The sequence below is a fragment of the Ancylobacter sp. FA202 genome, assembly GCF_000380205.1.
Classification (GTDB): Bacteria; Pseudomonadota; Alphaproteobacteria; order Rhizobiales; family Xanthobacteraceae; genus Ancylobacter.
Genome location: NZ_KB904818.1, coordinates 3,763,417 through 3,776,879 on the forward strand (window position 1 = coordinate 3,763,417; position 13,463 = coordinate 3,776,879).

Annotated in this window: 8 protein-coding genes and 1 pseudogene; all 9 read left to right on the forward strand. The window is 66.3% G+C overall.

The window, feature by feature from the left end:
* Positions 1-5 precede the first annotated feature (5 nt).
* The 9 genes and pseudogenes from A3M1_RS0117250 (at position 6) to A3M1_RS0117290 (ending at position 13,427) form a co-directional block, all read left to right on the forward strand.
* Entirely contained in the window at positions 6-1,808 is a 1,803-nt protein-coding gene (locus A3M1_RS0117250; protein ID WP_018390244.1) for a cobalamin-dependent protein, read from the forward strand.
* Positions 1,805-2,713, forward strand: coding sequence for a dihydrodipicolinate synthase family protein (locus tag A3M1_RS0117255; RefSeq protein WP_018390245.1), 909 nt, complete (start codon positions 1,805-1,807; stop codon positions 2,711-2,713). Before A3M1_RS0117250 ends, A3M1_RS0117255 begins: the two co-directional genes overlap by 4 nt.
* A gap of 10 nt (positions 2,714-2,723) precedes the next feature.
* Positions 2,724-3,773, forward strand: a complete 1,050-nt coding sequence (locus A3M1_RS0117260) for a proline racemase family protein (protein ID WP_018390246.1) — start codon at positions 2,724-2,726, stop codon at positions 3,771-3,773.
* A gap of 9 nt (positions 3,774-3,782) precedes the next feature.
* A complete protein-coding gene (locus tag A3M1_RS0117265) occupies positions 3,783-4,586 on the forward strand; it encodes an alpha/beta fold hydrolase (protein WP_018390247.1) in 804 nt (267 codons plus the stop codon).
* A gap of 434 nt (positions 4,587-5,020) precedes the next feature.
* A pseudogene (locus tag A3M1_RS0117270) lies at positions 5,021-5,380 on the forward strand (IS3 family transposase); the annotation flags it as partial.
* 429 nt (positions 5,381-5,809) lie between these two features.
* Positions 5,810-9,310, forward strand: coding sequence for a PAS domain S-box protein (locus A3M1_RS0117275; RefSeq protein WP_371258758.1), 3,501 nt, complete (start codon positions 5,810-5,812; stop codon positions 9,308-9,310).
* Between the two features lie 194 nt (positions 9,311-9,504).
* Positions 9,505-10,437: a transporter substrate-binding domain-containing protein gene (locus tag A3M1_RS0117280; protein ID WP_018390250.1), complete on the forward strand. Its 933-nt coding sequence runs from the start codon at positions 9,505-9,507 to the stop codon at positions 10,435-10,437.
* A 76-nt stretch (positions 10,438-10,513) separates the two neighbouring features.
* Positions 10,514-12,148, forward strand: coding sequence for an amino acid ABC transporter permease/ATP-binding protein (locus tag A3M1_RS0117285; protein ID WP_018390251.1), 1,635 nt, complete (start codon positions 10,514-10,516; stop codon positions 12,146-12,148).
* A 40-nt stretch (positions 12,149-12,188) separates the two neighbouring features.
* Positions 12,189-13,427, forward strand: a complete 1,239-nt coding sequence (locus A3M1_RS0117290) for an acetamidase/formamidase family protein (protein ID WP_018390252.1) — start codon at positions 12,189-12,191, stop codon at positions 13,425-13,427.
* Positions 13,428-13,463: the final 36 nt, after the last annotated feature.

The following is a 13,463-nucleotide window of genomic DNA, read 5'->3' on the forward strand; positions in this document are numbered from 1 at the left end:
CGCCGATGACCGCGCCGCTTCCCTCCCGCGACCAGCTGATTCCGCCGACTCTGCAGCCTGGCGGGGAACTCGTCGCTGCGGGCCGGGCGCTGGCGCGGGACTGGACGGTCGGTCGCAACGCCTTCCTCGACGCGGAGAATGTGGCAAGCGAGGCCGCGTACAAGCGCCGCGAGGCGCTCGCCGGGCGCGTCATGCAGCACGCCCATATCGGCTTCCGCAGCGTCGAACGAACGGTCGCCGCGATCGCCGACGTTCACGCCGCCTGCGCCCGGCACGGCGCTCGGGTGGACCGTTTCGGCATCACCCTCGACATGTCGATGGGCTACCCCCCGGAAATGCGGAAGGGCAGCCGACGCGGAACCGGCATCGTGCTGGAAGGGGCGGAGAGCTTCGCCCGCATCACCAATGCCGCGCCCGCCGCCGCGCATTTCGGCGACTTCATGCTGGGCCTGCCGGGGGCGCTGGAGAACACCAAGGGCGCGCTGGCGGCTGGGGCCACCGCCATCGGCAATCTCGGCCAGTACTTCACCTTCCGCCTGCCGGATTGGGACGACGATGTCGCCACCACCCACGCCACCGTCACCGCGCTCGGCCTCATCGCCGCGCAACCGGTCGAGGTGCTGGTGCATTCCAATCTCGACGACGGCTTTGCCGGCCTGTTCGCCGATATGAGCTCGGCGCTGGGCATGGTGCTGGTGGAAAAGCATATCGTCGAGACGCTGATCGGCGCCCGGCTGTCGCATTGCTTCGGCCACCACTTCACCGCGCCGCTGGTGCGCATGGCCTTCCACGCCGCGCTGGCTCAGGTGACCGACACGCCGGGCACGATGATCTTCGGCAACACGGTGAGCTACAAATCCACGCCCGCCGGCAACTATGCCAGCCTGGCGAGCTACCTGCAGGCCGACATCTGGGCGCTCGGGCGCCGGCACACGGGCCATGCGGTCAATCCGGTGCCTGTCACCGAGAATGAGCGCATCCCCGATATTGACGAGATCATCGACGCCCAGCTTTTCGCCCACCGCCTCGCCGAACATGCCGCCGGCTCGTCCGGGCTGATCGAGACCGCGCCCGTCGACGCGCTGGCCGAGCGGCTGGTTCAGGGCGGCCGTCTGTTTGCCGCGCGAACGCTGGCCGGGCTGGAGGAAGCGGGCATCGACCCCGCCGATCCCGCCCAGACGATGCTTGCCCTGCGCCGCATCGGTCCCAAGCGCCTGGAAGCCGCGTTCGGCGCCGGCGCGCCGGAGGCGAAGGCGTGGAGCGGGCGCCTTCCGGTGGCGCAGGCCGAATGGGTGGACGAGCTGGAGCACGCCGCGCGCGACTGGGCGAGGCGGGTGCCCCCGGAGGACGCCGCCCGCCTCGCCGCGCGCGGCTTCACCGCCTGCGTCGCCTCCAGCGATGTGCATGAGCACGGCAAGAACCTCATCGAGCGCACGCTTGGCCATCTCGGCGTCGCGACGGTTGACGGAGGCACCTCGGTCGATGCCGACGACCTCGTCGCCGCCGCGCTGGCCGCCGGCGCGGACATCATCGCCATCAGCACCTATAATGGTATCGCGCTGCGCTACGCCCGCGAGGTCACCCAGGCGCTCACCCGCGCCGGGGCCAGCATCCCGGTCTGCATCGGCGGGCGGCTCAACCAGGTTCCCGAGGACTCGAATTCGGGTCTGCCGGTCGACGTCTCCGCCGACATCGCCGCCCTCGGTGTCGTGCCCTGCCTTACCCCCACTGCACTGATCGATCACCTCACTGCACTGATCGACCAACCCACCGCCACCCGTTTTGTCTTCCGAAAGGACACGCGATGACCCGCTGGACCGGAGTCTTTCCCGCCGTCACCACCAAGCTCAAGGAGGATGAAAGCCTCGATCTCGCCGCCACCCAGGCCAGCATCGACCGGCTGATAAACAACGGCGTGTCCGGCGTTATCGTGTTGCCAATGCTGGGAGAAAACGCCTCGCTGACCGCCGCCGAGCGCGAGAGCGTCATCCTCGCCGCCAAGGAAGTGGTCGCCGGCCGGGTGCCGCTGCTCTCGGGCCTCGCCCATGTCGGCATGGCCGAGGCGCTGGCCTCCGCCCGCCATTACGAGAAGCTAGGCGCGCAGGGCCTGATGGCCTTCCCCTCCATCGCCTATAAGAGCGACCCGCGCGAGACGGCAGCCTGGTACCGCACCCTTGGCACCAGCTGCGGCTTGCCGATCATGATCTACAACAACCCGATCGCCTATGGCGTCGATGTAACCCCCTCTATTCTAAACGAAATTGCGGATGTGGAGACCATCGTCTGCATTAAGGAGGAGACCGGCAACATCCGCCGCGTCACCGACCTCTACAATGAGTGCGGCGACCGTTTCTCGGTGTTCTGCGGCGTCGACGACCTCTTGCTGGAAAGCGCCGCGCTCGGCGTTACCGGCTGGGTGTCGGGCATGACAAATGCCTGGCCGGCGGAGTGCGTCGAACTGTTCAACCTGTGCATCGCCGGGCGTTACAATGAGGCCCGCGCGCTCTACCGCATCCTAACCCCGGCCTTCCACCTCGATACTGACGTCAAGCTTGTCCAATACATCAAGCTGGCGGAGAAGGTCGTCTACGGCGCGCCCGAATGGGTGCGCGCCCCGCGCCTGCCGCTGATCGGAGCCGAGCGCGAGCGGGTTCTCGGCGTTCTTGAGGCGACGGTCACGGCGCTCGCCGGCGCCGCGCGTTCGGCGTCCTGAGGAGAGAACGATGCGCTTCAGCCGCATGATAAACGTCGTCGGAGCGCACGCCGCCGGTGAGCTCAACGAGGTCATCACCGGGGGCGTGCGCGACGTGCCCGGCAAGACCATGTTCGAGAAGATGCAATATGTTCAGACGCATCGCGACGAGTTGCGCCGGTTCCTGCTGAACGAGCCGCGCGGGCGTGTCTCACAATGCGTCAACCTGGTGCTGCCGCCGACGACGCCGGAAGCCGATGCCGGCTTCGTCATCATCGAATCCGACTATTATGTGCCGATGTCCGGCACCAACACCATCTGCACCGTCACCGTGCTGCTGGAGACCGGCATCATCCCCATGCAGGAGCCTGTCACCAATCTGGTGCTGGAAGCGCCCGCCGGGCTGGTGAAAGTCTCGGCCGAATGCCGTGACGGCAAGTGCGTGAACGTGACCTTCGACAACGTTCCCGGCTTTGCCTTCGCGCTGGACCGCGAGGTCGAGGTGCCGGGGCTCGGCCGCATCACTGTGGATGTCGGCTATGGCGGCATGATCTACGCCATCGTGGACGCGGCCTCGCTCGGCTTCCGGCTGGAGCTGAAGGAGGCCGCACAGCTGGTGGAGGTGGGCGAGCGCATCAAGGCGGCGGCGGCCGAGCAGATCCCCTGCGTGCACCCGGAAAACCCGGAGATCCACACCATCAACCAGACCCTGTTCGCTGGGCCGCTGGAACGCGATGACCAGGGCCTCGTCTCGAAGAACACAGTCATCGTCTCGCCGGGCCGGCACGATCGCTCACCTTGCGGCACCGGCACCTGCGCGCGGATGGCGGTGCTGCACGCGAAGGGATTGCTGCAGGTGGGCGAGCGCTTCCTGCACCGCTCGCTGATCGGCACCGAGTTCATCGGCGGGCTGCGCGGCACCACCGAACTTGCCGGCCTGCCGGCCGTGCTGCCGACCATCACCGGACCGGGGTGGATCACCGCCTTCCATCAATATGTGCTTGACCCGACCGACCCATTCCCGGACGGCTTCCGGCTGGGCGACACTTGGCCGGGATACACGGGCGAGCAGCCGATCTGAGGTCCAGCCATGCCCCTGATGACGACATCCGATGGCTGCCGCGTGCACTTCGAGGTGCGAGGCGCCGACGGCCCCGATGTGGTGCTGATACCGGGGCTCGGTGGTGACGGGCGCTTCTGGGAGCCGGTCGCGGAGCCGCTGGAAGCCCGCTTCCGGCTCCTGATTGTCGATCATCGTGGCGCTGGGCGCAGTGACCGGCCGGAGGGGCCCTACACAATCGAGCGCATCGCCCGCGACGTCGTGGAGATCATGGACGAGGCCGGATGGGCGCGGGCGCATCTTGTCGGCCATTCCACCGGCGGCGCCGTCGTCCAGACTCTTGCCCTCGACAGCCCCGAGAGAGCCGACCGCCTCGTCATCTCGGGCAGCTGGCCGGGCCCGGATGCGCGTTTCCATGCCCTTTTCGAGGCCCGGCTCGCGCTTCTCGAAGCCGGCCGTCCGGACATCTACCAGGCCTTCACCCATGTGCTGGGTTATGATGCGGATTGGATCGCCGCCCATGAGCCAGAGCTCAATGCGGCGGTCGGCAGGGCAGCGCAGAGTCTCGCGCCGCTCTCGGTCGCGATGGCCCGCATCCGCATGCTGCTGGCGTTCGATCGGGCGGCGGAGCTCGGCCGAATCCGGGCGCCGACCCTGGTCCTGGGCGCGCGCGACGATGAGATGATCCTCTTCGCACAGTCCGAGCGCCTCGCACGCGGCATTCCGGGCGCTACACTTGTCGCGTTCGATGGCGGGCATTTCTACCCGCGCACGCGGGCAGACCTGTTCGCTCAGCACGTTACGGATTTTCTTGTGCCACGTGGCGACACCTGAGCCAGATGAGGCGCGCCGCAGCGAAAAGGGTCGATTGACCTCGATAGTCCGCGAAGGCTCAGAATACTATTCTGAGCCAATTTGCCTTTTTAAATCAATACCGTAGTATTCTGACGGCCTCGAAGGCGGGGCTGATCCTTCTGAAGCATAAAAATCTTATCGGTTTCAAAATCCTATGCGGCATTTCGATCAGTGAGTGGGAGCGAACTCGGGTGGTTTCAGACCATCCTGCGCCGTGCCACATATCGCACGATACCTCTGATATATAAGGATAATTCTTCCCACCCTGTAGCGCTGAGTGTCACCCTAGCCAGTTTGTTGGTAGCGATGTTTGGCCTGCTGCCGGTTCTGTGGCCACTGAAATTGGGTGTTTCATGAAGCTGGGGGCCGCAGCTGCAACGACCGACGTTTGGCCGGGAGTTCAAGGTCGAGTGACCGCAGCGCTCGTCACCGACGCGCTCATCATGGCGATCTGGCGCCGCGGCAAGCCGGTTGCCTTGCTCCACCACTCGGATCAAGGCAGCCAATACCCGAGCCAGCCCTTCCAGAAACCGCTGGCCGAAAATGGCGTTACATATTCCATGAGCCGATCCGGCAAGGTGAGGGATAACGCGGCAATGGAGAGCTTCTTCTCCTCGCTCAAGAACGAACGGATATGGGGCAAGGTCTACTGAACTCGTGACGGCGCCCGGGCCGATGTGTTCGATTGCATCGAGCGCTTTTACAATACGGTTCGCAGGCACTCGCCCATCGGCTACGTCAGCCCCGCCGAGTTCGAAATGAAAGTCGGATGAGCCTGGCTGGGTGTCCATAGAACCGGCAGCAGCTCAAACGATCCGAGTCGTGCTCAACAGCACCTATCGGCTCGCCGCCGCGCGCTTGGCGCATGAGCGGGCCGCGCCGGGCCGTGCCAGGGCAAGATTTTTCTGAAGGTTGGGTGATGGCCGGCGCCGATAGGCTTGCGATCTAAATTGCATTCCGGAGTGGAACCGGCCCGACATTCGTGCGTTCTGGCAGGTCGGAGCCCTGTCCGGCTGGGTTCAGGGCCGACTCGTGTCATGGGGTTTGACGTGCGGCTGGACGAGAGCGTCGTTGCCACCGATCGCGCACCATCTGCCGGCGGTGGGGCACTTGCGCGCCGCATTGCGGAATTTGACTGGGCCTCCACGCCGATCGGCCCTCTTGCGGCATGGCCCTCCAGCCTACGCAACACGGTCAGCCTGATGCTCGCCAGTCCCGTGCCGCTCGTGCTGCTGTGGGGCGAGCATGGCGTGATGATCTATAATGACGCCTATTCCGCCTTCGCCGGCGGGCGCGACAGCCGACTTCTGGGATCGAATGTCCGGGAAGGCTGGCCCGAGGTCGCCGACTTCAACGACAATGTCATGCGGGTGGGCCTGTCGGGCGCGACGCTCAGCTACCGGGACCTGCCGCTGACCCTGCACCGCGACAGCCATCCCGAGCAGGTGTGGCTCAATCTGGACTACTCGCCGGTGGCCGGCGATGACGGAACTCCCGCCGGCGTCATCGCTGTCGTGGTGGAGGTGACGGAAGCGCATCGGACCCGGGTTGCTCTGGAGGAGAGTGAGACGCGGCTGCGCTTTCTCGACGCTCTCGGGCGTGCGGTGGCCGAATGCCGCGACGCGGGCGAAATTCTCGCCATCACGACCCGTATGACAGCGGAGCATCTCGGCGTTTCCATCTGCGCCTATGCCGATATGGACGAGGACGAGGATGGTTTCACCATTCGTGGCAACTGGCACGCGCCCGGCTCGCTCTCGATCCTCGGCCATTATCGCCTCGCCGATTTCGGTAGCCGTGTCTCCAGCGAACTGAGTGCCGGCCGCCCGCTGATCCTCCGTGACACCGGCGCCGAGCTTCCCTCGCAGGAGGCCGCTGCTTTCGCCGCCCTGGGCGTCGCGGCGACGATTTGCATGCCGCTGTTCAAGCAGGGGCGCCTCATCGCGCTGATGGCGGTTCACGACAAAGCGCCGCATGACTGGTCAGACTATGAGCTGAGCGTGATCCGGGAGGTCACGGAGCGGTCCTGGGCGCATATCCAGCGTGCCAGAGCCGAGGGAGTCCTGCGCGAGCGCGAGGCCCATCACCGGCAGATTCTCGACAGCGCCGTCGACTACGGCATCGTCGCTACCGATCTCGACGGGCGCTGCACCCTGTGGAATCGGGGTGCTGCCGAAATGCTTGGCTGGACCGAAATGGAAATGCTGGGCCAGCCGGTGGACGCCTTTTTTACGCCGGAGGACCGTCAGGCCGGCCGGCCGCAGGCCAAGCGGGACGAGGCGCTCTCCTCCGGCCGCGCCCATGACGCGCGCTGGCATCAGAAGCGCTCGGGCGAGCGCTTCTGGGGCCTGAGCGAGATGATGCCCCTGCGCGACGCGGCCGGGACCCCGATCGGCTTCGTCAAGCTCATCCGAGACAGAACGACCGAATACGCGGCGCAGGAAGCGCTTCGCCAGAGCGAAGAACAGCTGCGTCGCGCTCAGGCGGCGGGTGGGGTGGGCCTCTTTTCCATCGACATCACCAGCAATGTGATCCACGCCACCGCCGAATTCTGCCGGCTCTTCGGCCTGCCCCCGGCCGCGGAAATTCCGGCGTCGATGGTCGAGCGGCTGGTGATACCCGAGGATGCGCTGCGCATTTCCAACGTCGCGAGCCGCGAGGCGGGATTGGCGCTGCTTGATGTCGAGTACCGTATCCGCCGGCACGACACGGGCGAGGAACGCATCATCGCGCGCAAGGCGGGTTATGAGCGCGACGAGGCCGGCCGCCCTGTCCGCATGGTTGGCGCGGTGCAGGATGTCACCGACCGGCGCCGCACCCAGATGGCGCTGGAGAAGAGCGAGGCGCAGTTCAGCGCACTGGCGCAGAACATGCCCAACCAGGTGTGGACGGCCCGTGCCGATGGCGCGCTCGACTGGTTCAACGATCAGATCTACGTCTATTCCGGTGCCGCGCCCGGCAGTCTCGACGGCGAGGGCTGGACCGGCCTCGTGCATGCCGACGACCTGACGATCGCGCGCGAGCGCTGGACGCGAGCGGTGGCCTCGGGCGAAACCTATGAGGCGGAGATGCGCCTGCGGGACGCCGGCGGCTCCTATCGCTGGCATCTGGCGCGGGCGGTGCCGCTGATCGACGCCCGAGGCATGATCAGCGCCTGGGTCGGAACCAATACCGACATCGAGGCGCAGAAGCGTGCCGAGGAGGCCTTTGCCCAGGATCGCGATCGACTCTGGCGGATCAGCCAGGACCTGATGCTGGTCTGCGATTTCGAGGGCACCATCACGGCGGTGAACCCATCGGCAGAGCGGCTGCTCGGTTGGGATGAGGGCGAGATGGTCGGCCGGAGGGTCGCCGACTTCCTGCACCCGGAAGATCTCGAAGCCAATGCCCGCGAGTTGGCCGGCTCCTCGGGCGGTGCCGCCACCTTCGCTTTCGAGAACCGCTATCGCACCAAGGCGGGCGAGTACCGGCTGCTGGCCTGGAGCGCCGTGCCCGGCAATGGCCGTATCCATGCGGTGGGGCGCGACGTTACCGAGCAGAGGGCGGTCGAGGAGGCGCTGCGCCAGAGTCAGAAGATGGAGGCGGTCGGCCAGCTCACCGGTGGCATCGCGCACGACTTCAACAATCTGCTGCAGGGCATCACTGGCAGCCTCGACATTCTCGGCAACCGCATCGCCCAAGGGCGCACGGACGACCTTGCGCGCTGGGTGGGGGGAGCGCGGACCTGCGCCGACCGTGCCGCCGCACTCACCCATCGCCTGCTCGCGTTTTCGCGCCGCCAGCCGCTCGATCCGCGCCCCGTGCGCGCCAACCCGCTCATCGCTTCGCTGGAGGACATGCTGCGACGGACGCTGGGCGAGCGGATCGAGCTCGAACTGGTGCTCGGTGGCGGTCTCTGGCTGACGCGCTGCGATCCGAACCAGCTGGAGAGCGCCATTCTCAACCTTGCGATTAACGCGCGTGATGCCATGCCGGAAGGCGGCAAGCTGACGATCGAGACCTGCAACGCCCATCTCGACAGCCTGTTTGCGGCGCGCGAGCGTGAGGTCAAGCCGGGCCAGTATGTTTGCATCTGCGTCACCGATACCGGCACAGGCATGAGCCGGGAGACGATCGCCCGCGCCTTCGAGCCGTTTTTCACCACCAAGCCGATCGGGCAGGGCACGGGGCTCGGCCTTTCCATGGTCTATGGTTTTACGCGCCAGTCCGAAGGCTATGCCCGCATCTATTCCGAGCTCGGGCAGGGAACGACCATCAAGCTGTACCTGCCGCGCTATCGCGGCGATGATGATGCTGACGACGGCGTGAGTGCCCTCGGCGAGGCGCCGGGGACGGAGGCCGGGGAAGTCGTGCTGGTAGTCGAAGACGAACCTGTGGTGCGCGGTCTAATTGTCGAGGTGCTGAACGAACTCGGCTACCGCGCCATCGAGGCGAGCGACGGCCCGAAGGGGCTGGAAATCCTCCAGTCCCGCCAGCGCATCGACCTGCTGATCACCGATGTTGGCCTGCCGGGCCTCAACGGGCGACAGGTCGCCGATGGCGGGCGCGTCTCCCGACCCGGGCTCAAGGTGCTGTTCATGACCGGCTATGCCGAAAATGCGGCGCTGGCATCGGGTTTTCTGGAGCCTGGCATGGCGATGATCACCAAGCCGTTCGCCATGGACATTCTGGCGACCCGCATTCGTGAGATCATCGAGAAGTAGCGCCCGGCGAGGCGTAACGCTTCGCCCGGCGCAAAATGCTCATTAATTAGGCTGACATGCCTGCGCCTTGGCATCTGCCCATCCAACAATCGGTGCGCCCTCAGACAAGTCCCCTCGACCTCTCCTGCGTCACACTTCGGGCCTCGCTATCCGTCTGGCCGTCCCTCGGGGCACGCTAGCAGAGGAGAAGTTACGTGGCACACGCTCTCGACATCCGTTCCGGCAGGCCGCGCCTGTCCGTCGTCTCGCACCTTCGCTCGGCCCTCTTCGGCGCGCTTGGCCTTGCCCTCGCCACCGGGGGGCTGACCGCCGGCCTGCCGCATATGGCGCAGGCCGCCACGCCGGAAGCCTGCGCCGCGTTGCAGGCGAAATATCCCGACCTCAAGGGCAAGACGCTGGTCAACGCCATCAACCCGCACACGCCGGGCTATGAGACGATCGACCCCAAAGACCCGACCAACTATATCGGTTTCGACATCGATCTCGGCGAGGCGATCGGCGATTGCCTCGGCTTCAAGCTGACCTATAAGGCAGTGACGTTCGCCTCGCTGCTCACCACGCTGCAGGCCGGTCAGGCCGATATCGTCATCTCCGACATCTACGCCACCAAGGACCGCGCCAAGGCGGCGGACTTCATCACCTATCTGAAGGTGTATGACGGGGTGCTGGTGGCCAAGGGCAACCCGAAGAAGATCACCGGCATCGACACTTCGCTGTGCGGCGCGGTGGCGGCCGAGAATACCGGCTATGTCGAAGTGCCGCTGATCCAGGCGCTGGAACCTGCCTGCAAGGCCGCCGGCAAGCCGGCACCCGAAATTCTGCTGTTCGACAACAACGCCAACTGCATCCAAGCCATCCTCGCCGGGCGGGCCGACACCTACATCAACGACGTCAACACCGTCGACGGCGCGGTGAAGGCTTATCCGGACAAGCTGGAGAAGGCGACGGCGGTCACGCTGCCCTATTCGGTCGGCATCGCCGTGCCGCGCAACAATGTCCCGTTCCGTGATGCGGTGATGTCGGCGCTCGGAGAGCTTCAAAAGTCCGGCGTACAGGCCGAGCTGATGAAGAAATGGAACCTGCCCGCCGACCAGCTCGAAACCCCCAAGCTGGTGCTCGCCGACTGATCGTCCCGACGCGCTGACACCGGCGGCCGCGCGCTCCCCTCGCGGCCGCCGCTCTCCTCCGTTGCGAAGTAGGCCGATGGATCTTTTCCTGCATTATTTGGGCATGCCCTACCTCCTCGACGGGGTGGGCTACACGCTCCTCATCACCGTGCTCGGCCTGCTCGGCGGGCTTGTCATGGGCGTCGTCCTCGCCGCCATGCAGCTCTCGCGCTTCCGCACGCTGGCGATTGTCGCGCGGGCCTATGCCATCGTGTTCCGAGGGACACCGCTGATCCTGCAGATGGTGTTCTGCTACAATGCCCTGCCGCTGATCGGCATCAAACTCTCTGCCATCTCCGCCGCCAGCCTTGCGCTTGCGCTCAATGAAGCGCCGTTCATCGCTGAAATCCTCCGCGCCAACGTGCTCGGGGTGGAGCGTGGTCAGGTCAGCGCCGGTCAGGCGCTGGGCATGACGCCGTCCGCTATCATGCGTCGCGTCATCGCCCCGCAGGCGATCCGGTCCATGGTGCCGGCGCTCGGCAACGAGGCCGTGAGCGCGCTCAAGAACTCCTCGCTCGCCTCCGTAGTGGCGGTGCAGGAGCTGACCCTGCGCTCGACCCAGCTGGCCTCGGCGACCTTTGATTTCTTCTCCATCTTCTTCGCCTCCGGGCTGATGTACCTTGTGCTCACCGGCGCCATTGCGGTGATCCAGATCGTGGTCGAGATGCTGCTCGATCTCGACAGACCGCCGCCGCGCGAACAGCTGCGCCGCTTTCTGCGGGCGCTGGTGCCGGGCCGGCCGGATGCCGTTCCCGAACTGGCGGGTGCCGCCACCGGAGTGACCCCACCGGATGTCGCCCGCGAAATCGTCGCCGAGATCGCCGCCGATCCACTACCGCCGGCCGTGCCGAAGCATGCAGTCCCTGCGCGAGATCCCGCCGCGCGTGCCGCACGCCTCGCCGGCAACAACATCGCGGTGGAGGTGCGCGGTCTGCGCAAGAGCTATGGCGCGCAGACCGTGCTCGACGGCATCGACCTGACCGTGCGGGCCGGCGAGGTTGTGGCGTTGCTCGGCCCTTCCGGTTCCGGCAAGTCCACCCTGCTGCGCTGCATCAACCGGCTGGAAGGCTGGGAAGACGGCACCATCCGCGTCGGCGGCCAGTCCCTCGGCGCCGACGAGAACGGGCGCCCGCTCTCGCCTCGCCTGACGGCGCAGATGCGCGCCAGCGTCGGCGTCGGCATGGTGTTCCAGCAGTTCAACCTGTTCGGCCACCTTACCGCCCGCGAGAATATCGCCGGCCCGCTGCGCTGGGTGCAGGGGCTTTCGCGCTTCGACGCCGACCGGCGCGCCCGCGATCTTCTGGAGCGTATCGGCCTCGCCCATCGGGCCGATGCGCTGCCGCGCCATCTCTCCGGCGGCCAGCAGCAGCGCGTCGCCATCGCCCGCGCCGTGGCGCCGGCGCCAACTGTGCTGCTGCTCGACGAGCCGACCTCCGCCCTCGATCCCGAACTGGTGGGCGAGGTGCTGGAGGTGATCCGCCGGCTCGCGGTGGAGGAGGGGCTGGCCATGATCATCTCCACCCACCAGTTGCGCTTCGCCGGTGATGTCGCCGACCGCATCGTGTTCCTGTCCGGCGGCGTGGTTGTCGAGGAGGGCCCGGCCGCCCGCGTGCTCACGGCGCCCTCCCATCCGCTCACCGTGCGTTTTCTCAGCTCCATGACCGCCGAATAGGCGACGACCCGCGCGCCACTCTTCAGTCCCGAGGTTCGACATGACCAAGCATCATCTGCCCGCCACACCCGACACGGTCCATTGGGGCTATTTCAGCAAGACCCTGGCGCCCGTGCTCACGCTGAAGTCCGGCGACCGGGCGGTGATCGAATCCATCACCCACCACGCCAATGACGACTATGCGCGCATGATCGAAGGCGACCGGGCGGCGGAGGAGATCTTTCTCTGGACCAAGGACCAGAAGACCCTACGCCGGCGCGGCGCCGGGGCGACCGACGGCCCCTTCACCTATGGTTCGGGCGAGGGGCTGGGCGTGCACCTGCTTACCGGCCCGGTGGCAATCGAAGGCGCGGAGCCTGGCGACATCATCGAGGTGCGCGTCATCGACACCTGGCCGCGCCCGAGCGCCAACCCTGCCTATGCCGGACGCTTCTTCGGCTCCAATCCAGCGGCCAATTGGGGGTTCCAGTACAAGGACCTGATCGAGGGGCCGGCTCCCCGCGAGGTCGTCACCATCTATGAGCTCGATATGGGCGAGGCCTCGGTGAAGGCGCTCTATTCCTATCTCTGGACGCCGCAGACCGACCCGGACGGCATCACCCACCCAACCATCGACTATCCCGGCGTGCGGGTCGACCACACCACGATCGTGAAGAAGGAGGGCATCCTTGCCGGCATAAGCGTGCCGGCGCGGCTGCATTTCGGCACGATGGGGCTCGCCCCGGCCGAGGCCGACTTCGTTTCTACGATTCCGCCGAACTACACCGGCGGCAACATGGACGACTGGCGCATCGCCAAGGGCGCGCGGATGTACTACCCGGTTGCCGTGCCAGGCGGGCTGTTTTCCTGCGGCGACGCCCACGCCTCGCAGGGCGACAGCGAGCTGTCGGGCACCGCGATCGAAATTTCTCTAACCGGCGAATTCGAGTTCATCCTGCACAAGAAGGAGGAACTTGACGGCACGATCCTGGAGGGGCTGACCCACCCGATTCTCGAAAACGACGACGTCTGGTCGGTCTATGGCTTCAGCGTCGCCAATTATCTCAGTGAGCTCGGCCCCGACCACCAGAGCGAGATCCTCAAGCGTGGCAGCCTCGACAGCGCCATGCGCGACGCCTTCCGCAAGCTGCGGCGTTTCCTCATGACCACGCAGAAGCTCTCCGAGGACGAAGCGATATCGCTGATGTCGGTGGCGGCCGATTTCGCCGTCACCCAGGTGGTCGACGCCAATTGGGGCGTCACCGGCTCGATCCGCAAGAGCCTCTTCCCGGCGCGCTGACGGCGCCGGCCATCCGGGCTTGATCGACGGTTCGGT

Bases quoted from the DNA above. Each gene is read 5' to 3' on its own strand.
- A3M1_RS0117250 (WP_018390244.1), top strand. From the start codon at position 6: ATGACCGCGCCGCTTCCCTCCCGCGACCAGCTGATTCCGCCGACTCTG.
- A3M1_RS0117255 (WP_018390245.1), top strand. From the start codon at position 1,805: ATGACCCGCTGGACCGGAGTCTTTCCCGCCGTCACCACCAAGCTCAAG.
- A3M1_RS0117260 (WP_018390246.1), top strand. From the start codon at position 2,724: ATGCGCTTCAGCCGCATGATAAACGTCGTCGGAGCGCACGCCGCCGGT.
- A3M1_RS0117265 (WP_018390247.1), top strand. From the start codon at position 3,783: ATGCCCCTGATGACGACATCCGATGGCTGCCGCGTGCACTTCGAGGTG.
- A3M1_RS0117275 (WP_371258758.1), top strand. From the start codon at position 5,810: ATGCTCGCCAGTCCCGTGCCGCTCGTGCTGCTGTGGGGCGAGCATGGC.
- A3M1_RS0117285 (WP_018390251.1), top strand. From the start codon at position 10,514: ATGGATCTTTTCCTGCATTATTTGGGCATGCCCTACCTCCTCGACGGG.
- A3M1_RS0117290 (WP_018390252.1), top strand. From the start codon at position 12,189: ATGACCAAGCATCATCTGCCCGCCACACCCGACACGGTCCATTGGGGC.